The sequence below is a fragment of the Ardenticatenales bacterium genome, from assembly GCA_020634515.1.
GTDB lineage: Bacteria > Chloroflexota > Anaerolineae > Promineifilales > Promineifilaceae > JAGVTM01.
Window position 1 is genome coordinate 379,059 of sequence record JACKBL010000002.1, and the last position, 17,400, is coordinate 396,458.

The 17,400-nt window shown below is 59.1% G+C and carries 12 protein-coding genes; 6 read left to right on the top strand and 6 right to left on the bottom strand.

Translation table 11 applies throughout. The features are described from left to right. Positions 1 to 2: 2 nt before the first annotated feature. Both glgP and H6650_06125 read right to left on the bottom strand, forming a co-directional pair. The gene (gene glgP / locus H6650_06120; GenBank protein ID MCB8951574.1) at positions 3 to 2,165 is read right to left on the bottom strand and encodes an alpha-glucan family phosphorylase; all 2,163 of its coding nucleotides are present in this window, start codon (positions 2,163 to 2,165) and stop codon (positions 3 to 5) included. Positions 2,166 to 2,380: 215 nt separating this feature from the next. Continuing rightward, a complete protein-coding gene (locus H6650_06125) occupies positions 2,381 to 3,307 on the bottom strand; it encodes a hypothetical protein (protein MCB8951575.1) in 927 nt (308 codons plus the stop codon). 735 nt (positions 3,308 to 4,042) lie between these two features. Between H6650_06125 and sucC the strand changes: the two genes are divergently transcribed. The 6 genes from sucC to rsmD all read left to right on the top strand — a co-directional run bounded on the left by sucC (position 4,043) and on the right by rsmD (position 10,929). Continuing rightward, positions 4,043 to 5,182: an ADP-forming succinate--CoA ligase subunit beta gene (gene sucC, locus H6650_06130; protein ID MCB8951576.1), complete on the top strand. Its 1,140-nt coding sequence runs from the start codon at positions 4,043 to 4,045 to the stop codon at positions 5,180 to 5,182. Positions 5,183 to 5,184: 2 nt separating this feature from the next. Further along, entirely contained in the window at positions 5,185 to 6,042 is an 858-nt protein-coding gene (sucD, locus tag H6650_06135; GenBank protein MCB8951577.1) for a succinate--CoA ligase subunit alpha, read from the top strand. 89 nt (positions 6,043 to 6,131) lie between these two features. Further along, positions 6,132 to 8,447 (top strand): hypothetical protein, encoded by a 2,316-nt coding sequence (locus tag H6650_06140; protein ID MCB8951578.1) that lies wholly within the window; start codon positions 6,132 to 6,134, stop codon positions 8,445 to 8,447. A gap of 69 nt (positions 8,448 to 8,516) precedes the next feature. Continuing rightward, positions 8,517 to 9,611 (top strand): AAA family ATPase, encoded by a 1,095-nt coding sequence (locus H6650_06145; GenBank protein ID MCB8951579.1) that lies wholly within the window; start codon positions 8,517 to 8,519, stop codon positions 9,609 to 9,611. Then, a complete protein-coding gene (locus H6650_06150) occupies positions 9,608 to 10,288 on the top strand; it encodes a DUF4276 family protein (protein ID MCB8951580.1) in 681 nt (226 codons plus the stop codon). The genes H6650_06145 and H6650_06150 overlap by 4 nt, the downstream gene beginning before the upstream one ends. Before the next feature lie 38 nt (positions 10,289 to 10,326). After that, a complete protein-coding gene (rsmD, locus tag H6650_06155) occupies positions 10,327 to 10,929 on the top strand; it encodes a 16S rRNA (guanine(966)-N(2))-methyltransferase RsmD (GenBank protein MCB8951581.1) in 603 nt (200 codons plus the stop codon). Here the strand turns inward: rsmD and H6650_06160 are convergent. The 4 genes from H6650_06160 to H6650_06175 all read right to left on the bottom strand — a co-directional run bounded on the left by H6650_06160 (position 10,926) and on the right by H6650_06175 (position 16,715). Further along, on the bottom strand, positions 10,926 to 13,658 hold the full coding sequence (locus tag H6650_06160) for a cation-translocating P-type ATPase (GenBank protein MCB8951582.1): 2,733 nt from the start codon (positions 13,656 to 13,658) through the stop codon (positions 10,926 to 10,928). The genes rsmD and H6650_06160 overlap by 4 nt on opposite strands. A 163-nt stretch (positions 13,659 to 13,821) precedes the next feature. Next, positions 13,822 to 14,634, bottom strand: coding sequence for a hypothetical protein (locus H6650_06165; protein MCB8951583.1), 813 nt, complete (start codon positions 14,632 to 14,634; stop codon positions 13,822 to 13,824). A gap of 234 nt (positions 14,635 to 14,868) precedes the next feature. Further along, complete coding sequence (locus H6650_06170; protein ID MCB8951584.1) at positions 14,869 to 15,720, bottom strand: purine-nucleoside phosphorylase; 852 nt, start codon at positions 15,718 to 15,720, stop codon at positions 14,869 to 14,871. A 116-nt stretch (positions 15,721 to 15,836) separates the two neighbouring features. Continuing rightward, the gene (locus H6650_06175) at positions 15,837 to 16,715 is read right to left on the bottom strand and encodes a tyrosine recombinase (GenBank protein ID MCB8951585.1); all 879 of its coding nucleotides are present in this window, start codon (positions 16,713 to 16,715) and stop codon (positions 15,837 to 15,839) included. Positions 16,716 to 17,400: the final 685 nt, after the last annotated feature.

Sequence of the window (17,400 nt, forward strand, 5' to 3'; positions counted from 1 at the left end):
GATCAGGCGGGTTCCGTTTGGGGTTGCGTGGTGCGTAATGCCGGCACATACATCAACGTGGCATACTCCTTCACCATCCGCCGCATACTGAACTGGGGCGTATTTCCGCGAATTGCCTCGCGCATCATTTCTACCCAGCCGCGCGGGATGTCATCCCGATCTCGTTCATAGAAGAGGGGGACAACCTCCTCTTCTAGCAGTTCATAGATGGCATTTGCGTCCGCCCGGTCCTGGGCATCGGGGTTGTCGTGCCGCCCCCCGTCGATAGCCCAGCCATTGGCCCCATTGTATCCTTCGGCCCACCAGCCATCAAGGATGCTCAGGTTGGGCACGCCGTTGAGTGAGGCTTTCATGCCGCTGGTGCCGCTGGCTTCGCGGGGGAGGCGGGGCGTGTTCAACCAGACATCGACGCCCTGCGTGAGATAGCGCGCCATGTGCATGTCGTAATCTTCCAGAAATGCGACGCGCCCGCCCAACTGGTTGTTTTTCGCCAGATTGTAGATTTCCTGAATGAGCCGTTTGCCAGGATCGTCGGCGGGGTGAGCTTTGCCGGCAAAAACAATCTGCACGGGGCGGTGTGCGTCCAGCAGAATACGGCGCAGCCGCTCAATGTCCTTGAAGATCAGAGTGGCGCGTTTGTAGGTCGCAAAACGGCGAGCAAAGCCAATCGTCAGTGCGTAGGGGTCCAGGAGACGGCCGTTGACGAGTACTTGCAGGGGGTCGGCGGTTCCGGCTATCCACTGGGTGCGCAACCTTTCACGCAGGAAGTGGATCAACTTGCGCTTCATTTCCAGGTGGACGTCCCAGAGGTCTTGTGCCGGCAAATCCTTGATCCGCTCCCATACGGCCAGGTCATCCTGTCTATCCCGCCAATCCGGTCCCAGATACTTGTTGAACTGATCGCTCATCTCGCTGGAAATCCAGGTGGGCACATGGACGCCGTTGGTTACGGAAATGATGGGTACATCGCGCACCGATCTGTCCGGCCAGACCTCGTTCCACATCGCTCGCGATACGTCGCCATGCAGTTTGCTGACGCCATTCGCCATCCCCGCCATACGCAGAGCCAGCACCGTCATGTTGAAAGCGACGCCCCACGACTCCTGGTGTTCGCCCAGGCTGAGGAACTGCTCCCGATTCAGGCCCATTTCGTGCCAGAAATTGGCGAAATAATGCTCCACCATGTGGAACGGGAACGTGTCATGACCGGCGGGTACAGGGGTGTGCGTGGTGAAAATGGTTTGTTGCTTGACATCGGCGGCGGCGGCGGCGAAGCTCATACCCGCCTGCACTTTTTCGCGGATTAACTCCAACACCAGGAAGGCGGAATGTCCCTCGTTCATGTGCCATGCGCCGGGCTGGTAGCCGAGGGCGCGCAGCAGCCGCACGCCGCCAATGCCCAGCATGATCTCCTGGCGGATGCGCATTTCGTTGTCCCCGGAGTAGAGGCGCGCCGAGAGTTCACGCTCCCAGGGGTCGTTTTCATCCACGTCCGTATCCATCAAGTAGAGCGCGGTGCGGCCCGCTTCGATTTTCCAGGCCCGGGCAAAAACGTACCGATCGCCAATGGGGACGCTGATCATCAACGGGTGACCATCCGGATGGAGGACCGGGCGGATGGGGGCGATGTGCATGTCCAACTGCTGGTAGACCGCTTCCTGCCAGCCGTGCGCGGGAATACGTTGACGGAAATATCCCTGCGGATACATGAAGCCGACGCAGACGAGGGGCAGCCCCAGGTCACTGGCCTCTTTGGCGTGGTCGCCCGACAAAATGCCCAGGCCGCCGGAGTAGATGGGGAGGGAGTTGTGCAGGCCAAATTCGGCGGAGAAGTAAGCGATTGTCCTTTCTTTGAGTTCCGGGTAGGTGGTGTGGAACCAGCTATGACCGTTTGCCATTTCCTGGTCCAGGCGCATGAGTACCTGGTTGTAGCGGCGCGCAAAAACGGGATCGTTGGCGGCTGCTTCCAGGCGCTCCGGGCTGATTTCATGCAGCATTTGCACGGGATTGTGTTGGGTGCTGCGCCAGAGGGTCAGGTCTAGTCGTTTGAACAGATTGCGAGCTTCGGGGGTCCAACTCCACCAGAGGTTGTAGGCTAAGTCGGGCAAGCGCCGGAGTTTTGCCGGCATTTTTTCCTCAAGTAACGTCATCTCTCTTACCTTCATGTCGCCGCGCATCAGTGACATTTCGCGGCAAAAACATCATTCCTGGCGAATCTTGCTTCGCCAAAATAGTTGACATGTCAACAATTAACGCAGCGATTATATCACGCCCCGTCAACCGGACAACGACAGCCAATTGTCGCACGGCAACCAGACGTGTCTGATCACCACCGGCGAAAAAGACGGCAGATATGGAGACGGTGTAGGGAACGGACGATTTAACCGTCGACCTTCACCCGCCACGGCGGGCGGGTTGCCCGTGGGCGGGGATTCAGGGCGCAGTCAATTGCCAGGGCGGCGGATTGTTCCACGCACCAGTGGAAGGCTGCCGCCCCCATCAGGTTAACGTCCATCGCCGGCGACGGGTTGGTGGGGTTGATCACGTAAGGCGTGCCGTCGGCCAGGGCGAATTCGACCATGTTGATGTCATAGCCAAACGCGCGCGTGATCGTGCTGGCGTCCGCCCGAATGCGCGCCAGCAGGTCCGCGTCGAGGCCTGGCGTTTCGATCTGGTAGGTCTTTTTTTCCAGGGAGAATTCCAGCGGGAGGACATTGTCGCCGCCGATGACGAAGCAGTGGATGTGCTTTTCCGCCGGCACGATCTCCTGCAAAATCATCGTTAATGTATGGCTCTGGTCGTATCGGTCAATCAACTCATCCACGTTGTGCACGCGGTAGGAAATGCGTCGTCCGCCGGTGATCGCATCCTTGAAAATTGCCGGCACACCCACGTACCCAATCACCCCTTCCCAATCCAGCGGATAAGAGAGATTGCGGAAACTCTCCGGAACCGTATCCGCCTCCACCGTCTTGTTGGGTAAAATTAGCGTGCGCGGGATCTTCATCCCCAACTGCGCCACCAAACTCAACCCATAAAACTTGTCGTCAATGGACCACGTGTACGGGTCGTTTAGCACCACGCATCCTTGCATCGCCGCATACTTCACCACAGCCCGGTAAAAGGGAATTTCATGGGACATGCGGTCCACAATGACGTCATAGCCAAGCACATCATTTGTCTTGACGCCGCTTAGTTTCACCAACTCCGCCGTCACGCGACTGCTGCGACGGTTGACCTCCGCCATAATAGCGGACGGCCAACTCCACTCGCGCCCAATCAACAGACCAATGCGCTTCTGCGTCATCTCAACTCCTTCAAAGTAGTCATCAGTGGGTCGTGGCAAGAACAGTTGATGGTTAGAGGTTCGTAACGGGTAAGAGCAGCACGTTCTGCGTTCATCGTTTAACTATTCACCTCCACCTTCCCGGAAGCTGTTTTGATGTTAAGTCAGCCAAGATTGGTTCATTCTTGGAGAAAGAACCAATAAAATAAAAGGGGGAAGTTATTCTTTGATGGTCATCAACAACAAGACATTTTGGGCCTGAAATGCCACTTCCGGGAACGTTCGTTAGACTATGTACCCCGGAGGTTGAACAGTCACTATTGTTAACAGTTTGTTGTTGGCCAGGATTGTACCGAATTACCGCCCGCATACAAAACGGAAAAGCGATGTTTTGACGACGTCGCCTGGCTGTCGCCTGGATTTCCCTCTCCTGATGCGCAAATAAGATAGCCCGTGACTTATGACCATGTTATAATGCGCGGCGGTCTGACCGTGGTAACCGGTCGGCCTCTTTTCCACGCCTGTACAATTCGCGTCGCCGGTTCTCGACACCACCCATTTGGCTGCCCGTGAGTCAGTTCCCAATTTGCCTGCCGATTTGCCGGCACAGGACCACATCTCTGGCGTGGCTTATGGCTGCGTGGGGCAACGACGCTCATTCAACCAGCGGGCGTCAAGACGATTTTTTCATCCCGTCCGTGACCTGTTTTGCCCTCGTGCCCGGTGTATCCATCCAACTATGTAAAGGAGCTTCGAGTGAATCTACATGAATACCAGGCAAAGCGATTATTTGCCAAAGAAGGTGTACCTATTCCCAACGGCGATGTGGCCTCCACCCCGTCGCAGGCGCGCGCCGTTGCCCGCGATCTGGGCGGCAAAGTCGTGGTCAAAGCGCAGGTCTTGACGGGCGGGCGCGGCAAGGCGGGCGGCGTCAAACTGGCAAACACCCCGGACGAAGCCGAGGAACTGGCGCGACACATCCTGGGCATGAATATCAAGGGCCTGACCGTGCGCAAAGTGCTCATTGACGAGCAGTCCCCTGGCATTCAGCAAGAGATTTATCTGGCGGTGTTGATTGACCGCGCCAAAAAACTGCCCATGATGATGGCTTCCGCTGCCGGTGGCATGGACATCGAAGAAGTGGCGGAGACAACGCCGGAAAAGATTTTCCGCGTGCACATTAACCCCAACATCGGCCTGCGCCAGTATCAGACGACCTATCTGGCATCGGGCATGAACCTGCCGCAAAATCTGTGGTCGGATTTTCACAAGCTGGCGGCGGGTCTGTACGCGGCTTTTCTCAAGAATGACGCTTCACTGGCGGAGATCAACCCCCTGGTGATCACCGGCACGGGCAAGTTATTGGCGCTTGACGGCAAATTTTCCGTAGACGACAACGCGCTCTACCGCCATCCCGATCTGGAAGAGATGCGCGACGTGGATGAGGAGCCGGCGGCGGAGCGGGAAGCCCGCCTCAGCGGCGTCAACTACATCCAGCTCGACGGCGAGATTGGCTGCATGGTTAACGGCGCGGGGCTGGCGATGGCCACCATGGACATCATCAAGCTCTATGGCGGCGAACCCGCCAATTTCCTGGACATCGGCGGCGGGGCCAAGTCGGATCAGGTGGCGACGGCGCTGCGTATCATTCTTTCCGACTCGCGCGTCAAGGCGGTACTATTCAACGTCTTTGGCGGCATTGTGCGCGGCGATGAGGTGGCGCGCGGTATTATTGAGGCGCTGCGTCAGCTTGACACGAAAGTGCCCATGGTGGTCCGTTTGCTGGGCACGAATGCGGAAGAAGGACTGCGCATTTTGCAAGAGGCCGACATGGTGACGGCCACGACCTTATCCGAAGCGGCGCAAAAGGCTGTGAAACTGGCGCGAGGAGAGTAACGATGAGTATCTTAGTTGACAAGAACACGCGCCTGTTGGTGCAGGGTATTACCGGGCGGGAAGGCAGCTTCCATACGCAGCAGATGGTCGAGTATGGCACGAACGTGGTGGCGGGCGTGCGCGCGGGTAAGGGCGGCGAATGGATTCATGGCGTGCCCGTTTTTGATACGGTGCAGGAAGCGGTGGAGGCCACGGGGGCGAATGCGTCCGTGTTGTATGTGCCGGCACGTTTTGCCGCCGATGCTATTTATGAAGCAGCGGATGGCGGCATTAAGCTGATTGTGTGCATCACCGAACGCATTCCCGTTCTGGACATGGTCAAAATCACCTCCTACCTGGACGCCAAAGGCGTGCGCATGGTCGGTCCCAACTGCCCCGGTCTGATCACGCCGGGCGAAGCCAAAGTGGGCATCATTCCCGGCTCCATTGTCACGCCGGGGCCGATTGGCGTCGTCTCTCGCAGTGGCACACTCACCTACGAGGTCGTGTACGCCCTCACCAGCCGCGGCATCGGGCAGACCACCTGCGTGGGCATCGGCGGCGACCCGGTGAACGGAACTAGCTTCATCGACGTGCTGAAGATGTTTGAGGCGGACCCGGACACGGAGCAGGTGATTATGATCGGTGAGATTGGCGGCACGGATGAAGAGAAGGCGGCCAGGTACATCGCCCAACATATGACGAAACGGGTGACGGCGTTTATTGCCGGCAGAACGGCTCCTCCTGGACGGCGTATGGGGCACGCCGGCGCGATTGTGGAAGGCAAAAGCGGCACGGCGGAAGGCAAAATCGCTGCCCTGGAAGCCGCCGGCGTGCGCGTGGCTGCCAATCCTGACGAAATCGTGGGCATGATCGCCTGATCATTGCCCGCTTGTGGTGAGTGAACCTCAGAGGCGAAGGCGCGGTCCGTTCTCGCGGGCGCGCGCCTTCGCCTACAGGGCGGCAGCCGATGAACGCCTTACGCCGAACTGACGCAGGTTTTTGGGTCGTGCTGCTGCTGTGCGTGCTGGTGGCGTGGCCGTTTATCAGTCGCGCCGGGCTGCCGCAACAAACGGACGCCGAACTGCACATTTTCCGCCTGGCGGAGTTGAACCGGTTGGTGCGCGGTGGCGTCTGGTATCCCCGGTGGGCGCCAGACTTTTATTACGGCTACGGCTATCCCATTTTCAATTACTACGCCCCCCTGACCTATTACCTGGGACTGCTGCCGATGCTGGTTTTGGGCATGACGGCGGTGCAGGGGGTGAAGTTTGTATTTGTGTTGGGGATGGTGTTGGCCGGGGTGGGGGTGTATGGGTTTGTGCGCGACAATTGGGGGCGAAATGCCGGCATTCTCGCCGCCGCCCTCGTCCTCTTTGCCCCCTACCTGCAATTTGTAGACCCCCACGCCCGGGGCGACCTTGCCGAATCCTTCAGCTTTGGCCTGCTCCCCCTCGCTTTTTGGGCCTTTGATCGCCTACGCCGCTGCCCAGGCCCCGGTAATTGGCTGGCTGCTTCCCTGCTGACTGCCGGCATCATCCTGGCGCACAACCTCATGGCCCTCGTCTTCTTTGCCCTCCTCCTCGCCTGGTCCATCTGGTGGTTCATCCTCGGCGAGAAACCGCGGCGCGGCTGGTCGTTTGCCGCCCTCCTGCTGGGCGTGGGCGTGGCCGCCTTCTTCTGGCTGCCCGTGGCGCTGGAGCAAAGCGCCGTCAATTTGCGCTCCGTCATCGGCAGCGGCAGCCATTTCGACTTCCGCCACCACTTTCTCGACTGGCGCACCCTGTTGGGCGTGTCCCATCTCCTTGACTGGGGAGCCACGGAGCCGGATTTTGTCTTTAATCTGGGTCTGGGGCCGTGGCTGCTGGGTGCGGCGGGAATGGCGGCGCTGATGGCGCGGCGCGGTCAGGGACGGCGGCAGGCGGCGTTTTTTGCGTGGGCGGGGGCGGCGTTGCTGTTTTTGATGATGCCGGCATCCACCTTCCTCTGGGAAATTGTGCCCGGCCTGCCATTCCTGCAATTTCCGTGGCGGCTGCTCGGCGCGACCGCCATCATGCTGGCCGTCGTCGGCGGCGCGGGAGCCGGGGCCTGGCTGGGTGACGGCGGCGGCTGGCGCGGCTGGTTTTGGGCGGCGGCGCTGGCCCTCGTCATGCTGCCCGCCTTGCCGCTGACCGAAATCCCGCCCTGGCCTGCCGACTTTGGCCCCACGGACACGCGCCGCATTGCCGAAATTGAACTGGAAGGCCGCTGGCTGGGCACGACCTCTACGGCGGATTTTGTGCCGGCAACCGTAGACGTGATTCCGCTGCCCACGGAGCAGGTGGTCCGCGCCTTGTTGCGCGACGAGCCGGTGGACCGCGTTAATCGGGCCACGTTGCCTGCCGGCACAACCGTGACCGCCGCGGCCATCACGCCGCTGCATACCCGGTACACCGTGCGCGGCACGGAGCCGTTCGCCCTGCGCCTATACCAATTTGCCTTCCCCGGCTGGCGCGCCCAGGTGAATGGTCGGGATGCGACCACGGATGTGGGGCTGCCGGAGGGATTTTTGGTGGTCCCGCTGCCTGCCGGCAATTTGCAGGTGGACGTTTTCTTTGGCCCAACCCCCGCGCGCCGCGCCGCGAGCGGGGTCACGCTCCTATCCCTGGTCCTGACTCTTGCGGTCGCCGGCTACACTTCGTATAGCGAGAGGGGTAGGAGAAAGAACAGCGGGGTCTCATCCGCGTGGGGGGCGCTGCGCTCGTCTTTTTGGGGAATGTGGGCGATGGTTGTGGTTGCCGGCATTATCACCCTGGCGCACGTCGGGCTGATTTCTCCCCAGGGCTGGCTGCGCCTGGAATCCACCGACCTGCGCGCCCTCCCCGCGCAAACGGACGCGCGGATCGTCTACAACGACGAGATAGCCCTGATCGGCTTTGACGCGCCCCAGACTATGCAGCCGGGGCAGTCGTTACGTCTGACGCTGTATTGGCACGCGCTGACGGTTGTCCCCCAAAATTACCAGGTTTTTGTGCATTTGCTGGCTCCAGATGGGCAGGTGGCGACGCAGTCGGATAAGTTGAATCCGGGGGATTTTCCCACGGAGCGTTGGCCGCTGGACCGGTATGTGCGTGATGAACATGAGTTGGTTTTGCCGGAGGAAATGCCGGCAGGCAACTACCGTCTGGTCGTCGGCCTCTGGCTGCAAAACGAGGGCCGCCGCCTGCCCGTCAGCGATGCCGAAGGCCGACCGCTGGGCGACTTCGCCCTCCTGCGGATGTATGCTATTGTCACGGATCATCAGTGAGAAAGGACATTGCCACCTGACACTCTCTGCTAAAATGTTGACATTGACCCGCATCAGGGAAAACATCTCATGACAACGCAAAGATCGTTAGAAAAAATCACCCTTCTCGGCTACAAATCTATCCGCGAATTGCGGGATTTTCCCGTCAGGCCAGACTTGAATGTTCTCATTGGCGCGAACGGTTCTGGCAAAACCAACTTCATCCGCTTTTTTGAAATGTTGGGGCACATGTTGGACCCAAACAAAGGCCTGCAAAACTACGTGAGCGCGCGGGGGCGGGCGGACGCTTTCCTTTTTCGGGGCATGAAGGTGACGCCGGAACTAAGCGCGCGTCTGGTTTTTGGCCTCAATGAATACAAGTTCACCCTGCGTGCGGCGGATGATCGCTCACTGTTTTTCGCGCAAGAATCCGCGCCGTTCGCCGGACCATGGTATGGTCGGATTGAGAATGCTCAGGGCGGTGGTCATGTAGAAAGCAAGATTGCCCAGGCGAGACCACGCAGCGCCAGTGAACAATGGGTGGTGGACACGATTCAAGGATGGCGCGTTTATCACTTTCATGACACTTCCCCTTCCGCTCCCGTCATGGGCTTGCACAATATCGTTGACAATTTGGTGCTGCACGGCAATGCGGCGAATCTGGCTCCCTTTCTCTTGCGTATGAGCCAGCGCCACGCGGCGCAATACGCCCAGATTGAGGAAGTGGTCAGACAGGTCGTTCCATTCTTTGGCGCATTTGCTTTGCATGAAGGTTCCCCAGGACAGACGCAACTGCTCTGGAAGGATCGTTATTCTGATCTACTGTACTATCCGCATCAGCTTTCCGATGGGACCCTGCGCTTCATTTGTCTGGCGACGCTGCTGCTCCAACCTGAGCCGTTGTCTACGATTATTATTGACGAGCCAGAATTGGGACTTCATCCATTTGCGATTCAGTTGCTCGCCAGTCTGTTGCATGAGGCGTCCAGTCGGTCGCAGTTGATTGTTTCCACGCAATCATCTTTGCTGTTGGATGAGCTGTCGCCCGAACACGTTATCGTGGTGAACCATGAACAGGGCGAATCGACTTTCAACCGACCGGAAACGAAACAGCTACAGGAATGGCTGGCGGAATACACGTTGGGGCAGCTTTGGGAAAAGAATGAGTTGGGAGGAACGCCTTGAAGCCGTGGATCAGGCTTTATGCAATGGTGGAGGGGCAAACGGAACGGACGTTCGCGGAAGCCGTGCTGAAACCGCATCTGGTGGAATTCCAGCTAGAGATGCGGGCAATTCTGGTGACGACCAATCGCAAATTAGGCAGCCGTAGTGGCGTCTTGCGCTATGCGCACGTGCGTGCGGACCTTGAACGCCACATGCGCCAGGACAAGCACTCAGAGGCGTATTTCACGACCATGATCGACTATTATGGGCTATCCGCGGATTTTCCTGGTTGGGGCGAGTCTCGGCGTGAATCGACATCGGAAGGTCGCGTGGCGGTGCTGGAGCGCGCTTTGCGGGAGGATTTGGGCGACAGGCGGTTCATTCCCTATTTTCAGTTGCACGAATTTGAGGCGCTGCTTTATTGTGATTTATCTCAGTTGGCGCGCCGCATTAGCGGGAGCGAGGATGTCCTGGACTTGTTGGCGCGGGAGGTGCAAGGCGCATCGCCCGAAGAGGTCAATGAGGGGGACGCAACAGCGCCCAGCAAGCGGATCATTCGTTATGTGCCGCTGTATGAGAAGCTGAAAGTACGGGTAGGGTCTTCGGCTGCCGCCGCTATTGGTTTACCCGAACTGCGTGACAATTGTCCTCATTTTGATGCCTGGGTGAGTCGTCTGGAACGATTGTCATCCAGTTAAGTGCCCAGTGATGGGGCGGTTTTTTGAGTGAGTTTGCGATGCGCGTGATTAGCGGCAAGGCCAAAGGGCGGAAGTTGAAGATGGTGGGGGGCAGCACGACGCGCCCGATCACGGATCGGGTGAAGGAAAACCTGTTCAACATCTTGCAGGATGAGGTGACCGGGGGGCGGTGGTTGGACCTATTTGCCGGCACGGGGCAGGTGGGCATTGAGGCGCTTAGCCGGGGAGCCGCCGAAGTCGTCTTCGTGGACAGCGCCGTCCAGGCCATTCGCGTGCTGCGCGACAATCTGCGGAGTACAGAACTGACGGCGGGCGCGGTTGTGCGTAAGGGGGATGCTTTTTCGCTGCTGCGATCGGGCGCGGGTGGCCCATTTGACCTCATTTACGTGGCCCCACCGCAGTACCGCGAGATGTGGCTGCGCGCCCTGGAGATCATCGATGCGCAGCCGGCGCCGCTGGCGCGGGATGATGGCCTGGTCGTGGCGCAGATTCATCCGAAGGAGTTCCGCGAAGTGGCCTGGCGGCATTTGCGGCTGGAGGACCGGCGGCAATATGGGACGACGATGCTCTGCTTTTATCGTGTGGCGCACGCCGGCGTGGCCGACCCAGTCGCGGAAATCAATAACGACGGCAGCCTTTAGCCGCCACGCCGCCGATAGAACCACTTCTCTCCCTCGATGGCGATAAAGGCGAGCGTGCCCAGGGCGAGCGTGACGCCCAATTGTGCCCCCGTCAGCGGTGTGACGCGGAAGAAATCGTCCAGCGCGGGCACGTAAATTACGAGCAACTGTAGGGCCAGGGTCAAGACCGCCATGAGCAGCAGCACGGGGTTGCTGCGCCATCCAAGTGATACCAGCGAAGCGCGTGCGGAGCGGGAAGCCAGCGCCTGCCCGATTTGCAGAAAAGCGAGCGTGCTGAAGATCATCGTTTGCCAGGTGGTATCCGCCGGATTTTGGGGATCATACGTGAAGTAGCCCAACCCCAGGGCGATCAGACCAATGAGGATGCCCACCCAGGCTACGTGCAGTCCCATGCCGTCGCTGAAGATGCTGTCCCGTGGCGAGCGCGGCGGTCGCCGCATGACCCCTTTCTCCGCCGGTTCCACGCCCAAACCTAGCCCGAGCAGACCGTCGGTGAGCAGGTTCAGCCAGAGCAGTTGCAGGGGCAGCAACGCCACGGTGATGCCCAGCAAGGGCGCGAACAGCATGACGATGACTTTGCCGATGTTGCCGGCAATTGAGAACTTCACGAACTGGCGGATATTGTTGTAAATAACGCGCCCTTCTTCCACGGCGGCGACGATGGTGGCGAAATTGTCGTCCAGCAGCACCATTTCCGACGCTTCCTTCGATACATCCGTTCCCGTGATGCCCATGGCGATGCCAATATCCGCTTTTTTCAGTGCCGGGGAGTCGTTGATGCCGTCTCCCGTCATGGCGACTATTTGCCCTTTTTGTTGCAGCGATTCGACGATGCGCAGCTTGTGTTCCGGGGAAACGCGGGCGTAGACGGAGACTTCTTGCACGGTTTGGGAGAGTTCAGCGGCGGACATCTGACCGATTTGCACCCCTGTTTTGACGCGCCCGTTGTCGGAGATGCCCAGTTCGTAGGCAATGAAGCGGGCGGTCAGGGGATGGTCGCCGGTGATCATGATGGGGCGGATGCCGGCATCCCGGCAAGTTGCCACCGCCTGTTTGACTTCGGGACGGGGGGGATCAATCATGCCCACGAGACCAATAAAGGTCAAGTCGCTTTCAACAATCGCCGTCGCCTGGCCTGTGGGGGGCGTCGCCCACCAGCGCAGCGCCACACCCAACACGCGCATGCCTTTTTGCGCCATCTGGTCATTCGCCAGGGCGATGCGCTGCCGCCACGCTTCATCAAGTGGCTGTGTCTCCGTTCCCACCCAGACGGCGGCGCAGCTTTCCAACAGCCCGTCTACGGCTCCTTTTGTGAAGGCGAGATAAGGTTTTGCGATGGGGGTGAGGGGGGAGAGTGATGCCGGCATTTCCTCCGCAAACGGCCATTGATGCACCGTCGTCATCCGCTTGCGCTCCGAATCAAAGGGCAACTCCCCCACGCGCGGCAACAACGCCTGCGCCGCCTCTGGGCGCAGATTGGCCTGCGCCGCCGCCACCAACAGCGCCCCCTCCGTGGGGTCGCCAAGAGCCAGGTAGCGTCCCGTTTGTGGGTCGGGCTGCAGCGAGGCGTCATTGCACAACGCCCCCCCCATCAGGGCCAGGCTGATGGCCGGCGGCTGACCGTCCAGGGGCGTCGTGTCGGGCAATTGCAGCGCGGGCGCGGGATGCCCCGTACCCACCAACTGCAAACTGTGCCCGGCCACGTCAATCACCGTCACCGTCATTCGGTTTTCCGTCAGCGTGCCTGTTTTGTCGGAACAGATGGTTGTCACGGAGCCGAGGGTTTCCACGGCGGGCAGCTTGCGAATCAGGGCGCGTCGTCTGAGCATTCGTTGCGCGCCCAGTGCCAGCGTGATGGTGACAACGGCAGGCAAGCCTTCCGGTACGACGGCCACGGCCACGCTCACGGCGGTGAGGAACATCTCGCTCCAGGTTTCACCGCGCCAGACGCCAATGAGCATCACCAGTGCGGCGACGGCCACGCCGAAAATCGCCAGCGTCTTGCCGACCTGGTCTAGCCGCCGTTGCAGCAAGGTCTGGCTGTCCGTCACATCCTGGATGAGGGTGGCGATTTTGCCCAGTTCCGTGGACATGCCTGTCGCGGCGACGACGCCCGCGCCCCGTCCATAGGTGACGATGGTTCCCATGTAGGCCATGTTGCGACGGTCGCCCAGGGGAATTTCTGCTTTGTCCAGGGGCGCGGTATCCTTTTCCACGGGTTCCGATTCGCCCGTGAGCGCGGCTTCCTGGACCATGAGATTGACGCTGGTAGTGAGGCGGATGTCTGCCGGCAAAACGTTGCCCGCCTCCAACAAAATCACGTCACCCGGCACCAACTCGCGCGCCGATAATGTTTGTACGTTTCCGCCGCGCCGCGCCCGCACCATGGGCACGGCCAGTTTCTTTAGCGCGGCCATGGCCTGTTCCGCGCGATACTCTTGCACGAAGCCCAGCAGAGCGAACAGCACGACAATAGCCCCAATTGCCACGGTTTCCGTTGCTTTGCCCAGCAATCCGGAAATCACCGCCGCGGCGATCAGGATGAGCACCATGGTGCTGCTGATCTGTTCCCACAGAATGCGCAGCGGGTGCTTGCCGCCACGGGCCGCCAGTTCGTTCGCGCCGTAGCTGGCGCGACGGGCAGCGACCTCCTGGTCCGTGAGTCCGGTTTGTAGATTGGTACCTAATTCGGCCACAATGTCAGTGATGGATTGCTGATGCCAGTTCACAGTGTTCTTTATTTTTGCTAGGAGTGCCTGGGATGAAATGTGCCTTTCCTCCAGGGATAGGTCACACTTCAAGTAATTTTAATAGGGAGACGAGTCTGTTTTTAGCAAAATCGTGGTAAATAATCAACTGTCGTTCATGAAGAATAGATGAGGAAGGGGTGGGTCAGTTGATGTTGATGTCCACCGTACAACTTCCCTGTTCGTTGCCGGTGGCGTCTACGACGATGAGACGTACGCGGTATGCACCGGGGAGCCAGCCATTGAAGTTGCCGCTGCCCAGCAGCCCGGCGAAAACGGGTTGGGAGATGGTGCGTCCCAGCAGCGAGGCCCAGGTGTTGTCCGTTTGTGGTCCGTTGATTTCCAGTTTGTAGAAACTGAAGTTGGCGGCGGTAGCCGTGCCGCTGAAGGGAACGAGTCCGCTGATGGCGCTGCCGGCATTTGGCGCGCTCAGGTTCACGTTTTCGGGACAGTTGGCAACTGGCTCTGGTGTAGCCGCGGTTGTGTCGGGTGGGGCGGGCGTGCCGTCGTTGGTGTCGCTGGGGCGGGTGGCGACGGGATTGGAGGCGACGGTGGCCAATGCTTGCAAAGCATCTTCAGGTAGCGTGACGGTGGGGACGAGGGGCGGGGTGGGGGTGTTGACGGGGCGGGGCGTGCTGCGGACGGGGGTGGGGGAGGATAGAGGCAGGTGGAAGGGGTCGAGTGTAGGGGTGGGGGCGCGCAGCAGGTCGGCGGGGAGGGTGGGGGCGATTTCGGTGTTGACGTAGGCGACGCTGCCGGCAATTGCCAGCAGCACGACGACAAAAAACAAGGCGCTATTGCGCGCCCGCCGCCCTCGTTCTCGCTCCAGGTTGAACATGGCTTGTCGCAGTATTCGCCGTGCGCGCAGCAGTTCGCTGCCGTACCAGAACAGCCCCAGTCCGCACAAAATATAAATCCAGATGTCGTTCCGGATGAGAAAGACGTAGATTCTTTCCATCAAAATCTCTTCAGCATAGATTTGTATAGATACGCGAGGATTATACCTGACCGGGGGATGTCGGGGAGAGGGATAGAGGGAATCTCTGGGCGTTCTCTATGCAAGTGCGTATGAAACTGAGTGCAAGGTGGGTTGCCTACGTTTCAAGCGTGGCATTCGTGGGTTGCAATGGGTGGTTGGGGCAAGGGGCCAGTGTACGCACAGGACGCCTTGATCTCCGTCCCCCGTCCACGGTCACGCTGCGCGCCAGTGGTTCAGGACGCCCATGACAAGTTGGCGCAGGCGGGGGACGATTTGCAGCCCCACTTGCAGCACGTCGTCGTGTTGCAGGGTTGTGCCCGGCGTGGGGTCTGGGACGGCCATGTTTGTGATGGTGGAGATGCCCAGGACGCGCATGCCGGCATGTCGGGCGACCACCACTTCAGGTACAGTAGACATCCCGACGGCGTCCGCACCCACGGCGCGCAAGAAGCGCAGTTCCGCGGGTGTTTCGTAGCTGGGGCCGCCCACGAAGGCATAGACCCCCTCGCGCAGCGTCAGGTTCATCGCCACGGCGATTTGGTGCGCCAACTGGCGCAGTTCGAGGTCATACGCCTCCGTCATATCGGGAAAGCGTGGCCCGAACAGTTCGTCATTAGGGCCGCGCAGCGGGTTTTGCCCCGCCAATCCGGGTAGGTTTAGATGGTCTTTGATCAGCATCAGGTCGCCCGGCGTAAAGGATGCGTTGATCCCGCCCGCGGCATTGGTCACAATCAGCGTGCGCACGCCGAGCAGCTTCATCACCCGCATAGCCAGCGTGACCTGGCTTATGGGATAGCCTTCGTAGAAATGGGTGCGGCCTTGCAGAACCATGACGGATTGATCCGCCAGACGACCCAAAACGACCTGGCCTACGTGTCCGGAGACGGTGGAGACGGGCCAGTGGGGAATCTCGTCGTACGGGATGATGTCTGCGTTGCTTACTTCTTCCGCCAGGCTGCTCAGACCGGATCCGAGGATCAGTCCTACGGTGGGTTTGTGGCGGCTGGCGTGGCGTACTGCCGTCGCCGCGGCTTCATATTGCGCGCGACCGAATATCTCAGGCATGTTGTTCCTTCCGTTTGGGGCCTGTCCAAGAGTCAGGTTCGAGCGGTCTTCAAGACTGGTCAAGTGGTAACTAACTCAGCCCAGGAGAGGGTTAGCCGTTACCTCAAGTCTTGCGTTTATTCTTCTTCGTCTGTGTCGTTTTTGTCGATTTGGGCGTAGATTTGCGTGGTGGAGATATTGGCATGCCCGAGGAGCTGTTGCACGGTTTGCAGGTTGCTGCCGCTTTGCAGTTTGTGCGCGGCGAAGCTGTGGCGCAGCGTGTGTGGCGTAACGTTTTCGCTGAGGTTGGCTTCTTTGGCATAGGCTTTGATAATTAGCCACAGTCCTTGCCTTGTCAGTTGTTGTCCGCGATGGTTGAGGAAGAGGGCTTTTTCTTCGGCGCGTTTGCGCAGGTGGGGGCGGCCTTTTTCCAGATACTGGCGCAGGGTGTGGGTTGTGCCGGCATCAAATGGCAGGAATCTTGCCTCATCACCGTCTCTTCCCGGGCTGTGCAGGTGCATATCTTCCAGGTTGATGTCATCTACTGTCAACGACACCACTTCCGTCACGCGCATCCCGGTTGCGTATAGCAGCGCCAACAATGCCGAGTCGCGCAAATGTTTGGGTGTTTGTTCTTTGGTGGGGGCCTGCAATAGCTGCTCAATATCCGCATTGGAGAGCGTATTGGGCAGCCGCTTTTCCACTTTGGGCGAGTCAATTTGCTGCGTGGGATCCGACTCGGTCAGTTCACGGGCGTTCAGGTAGTGGAAAAAGGATTTGAGCGCGGCTACTTTGCGGGCGACGGTGGATGAGGCATAGTCACTGTCCTTCATGGAGGTCACGTAGTTGGCAACAATGGCGGACGTGACGGCATTCCAGGAAGCGATGGTACTGTAGTTGTTTGTCAGGAAACTGACGAACTGCCCCAGATCGTTTTTATATGCCGCGGTTGTGTTCTCGGAATAGCTGCGTTCTGTTTGCAGGAATTCCAGAAAGGCGGCCAGTTGCTCTTCCATGACCAATTCCTTGGTATTTGTGCCGGCACAACACATCTCTCTCGTGCGCTGCAACCAGTTACTTTTCTTCGTGTAGCCAAAAAAGGAAACGCCGCTGTGTACAGATTATGTCAGATAGCGCTCACAGGCATTATAACATTACTTTTCATAAGATCAACCTGAATGAACATAAATAAACCCGATCTTAACGCCAGGCCGCCGTGCGGTGGCGATTCCCGTTCCCGATTCTGGCAGTGCCGCGAAGATGCCGGCAACACGCGCGGTCATGTGCAAATGGCATCAAGGACTGACGATGAAATAAAGTATGGTGGAATACGCCGTTGTTTGTTATTATCGCCTGGTTTCCGTCGCGGAGGCAGCGCGACGATTGCCCGTTAGTGTTTCTAGCTGCCGCCGGCTATCGAGTGCCTGCTTTTTCTGGCGAGCTGGAAACTCGCCCACAAGGTGTTGAAAACGGTCACACGATGTGACGGTCACACGATGTGACGGTCACACGATGTGACGGTCACACGATGTGACGGTCACACGATGTGACGGTCACACCTGGTTCAAATCAGGATTTCGCGGATTATTGTGCTATCCGTGAACAGGAGACACTGCCGACATTACCAACCATTAACTACCAACTACCAACATCGACTTTCAAACGTCAACTTTTATTAAGCGAGTTTGAAACTCGCTTCAC

What these genes read in the sequence shown, in the direction of transcription:
- H6650_06175 (MCB8951585.1), bottom strand. Translation starts at nt 16,715, where the DNA reads ATGGAAGAGCAACTGGCCGCCTTTCTGGAATTCCTGCAAACAGAACGC.
- glgP (MCB8951574.1), bottom strand. Translation starts at nt 2,165, where the DNA reads ATGAAGGTAAGAGAGATGACGTTACTTGAGGAAAAAATGCCGGCAAAA.
- H6650_06165 (MCB8951583.1), bottom strand. Translation starts at nt 14,634, where the DNA reads ATGGAAAGAATCTACGTCTTTCTCATCCGGAACGACATCTGGATTTAT.
- H6650_06125 (MCB8951575.1), bottom strand. Translation starts at nt 3,307, where the DNA reads ATGACGCAGAAGCGCATTGGTCTGTTGATTGGGCGCGAGTGGAGTTGG.
- rsmD (MCB8951581.1), top strand. Translation starts at nt 10,327, where the DNA reads ATGCGCGTGATTAGCGGCAAGGCCAAAGGGCGGAAGTTGAAGATGGTG.
- H6650_06140 (MCB8951578.1), top strand. Translation starts at nt 6,132, where the DNA reads ATGAACGCCTTACGCCGAACTGACGCAGGTTTTTGGGTCGTGCTGCTG.
- sucD (MCB8951577.1), top strand. Translation starts at nt 5,185, where the DNA reads ATGAGTATCTTAGTTGACAAGAACACGCGCCTGTTGGTGCAGGGTATT.
- H6650_06145 (MCB8951579.1), top strand. Translation starts at nt 8,517, where the DNA reads ATGACAACGCAAAGATCGTTAGAAAAAATCACCCTTCTCGGCTACAAA.
- H6650_06170 (MCB8951584.1), bottom strand. Translation starts at nt 15,720, where the DNA reads ATGCCTGAGATATTCGGTCGCGCGCAATATGAAGCCGCGGCGACGGCA.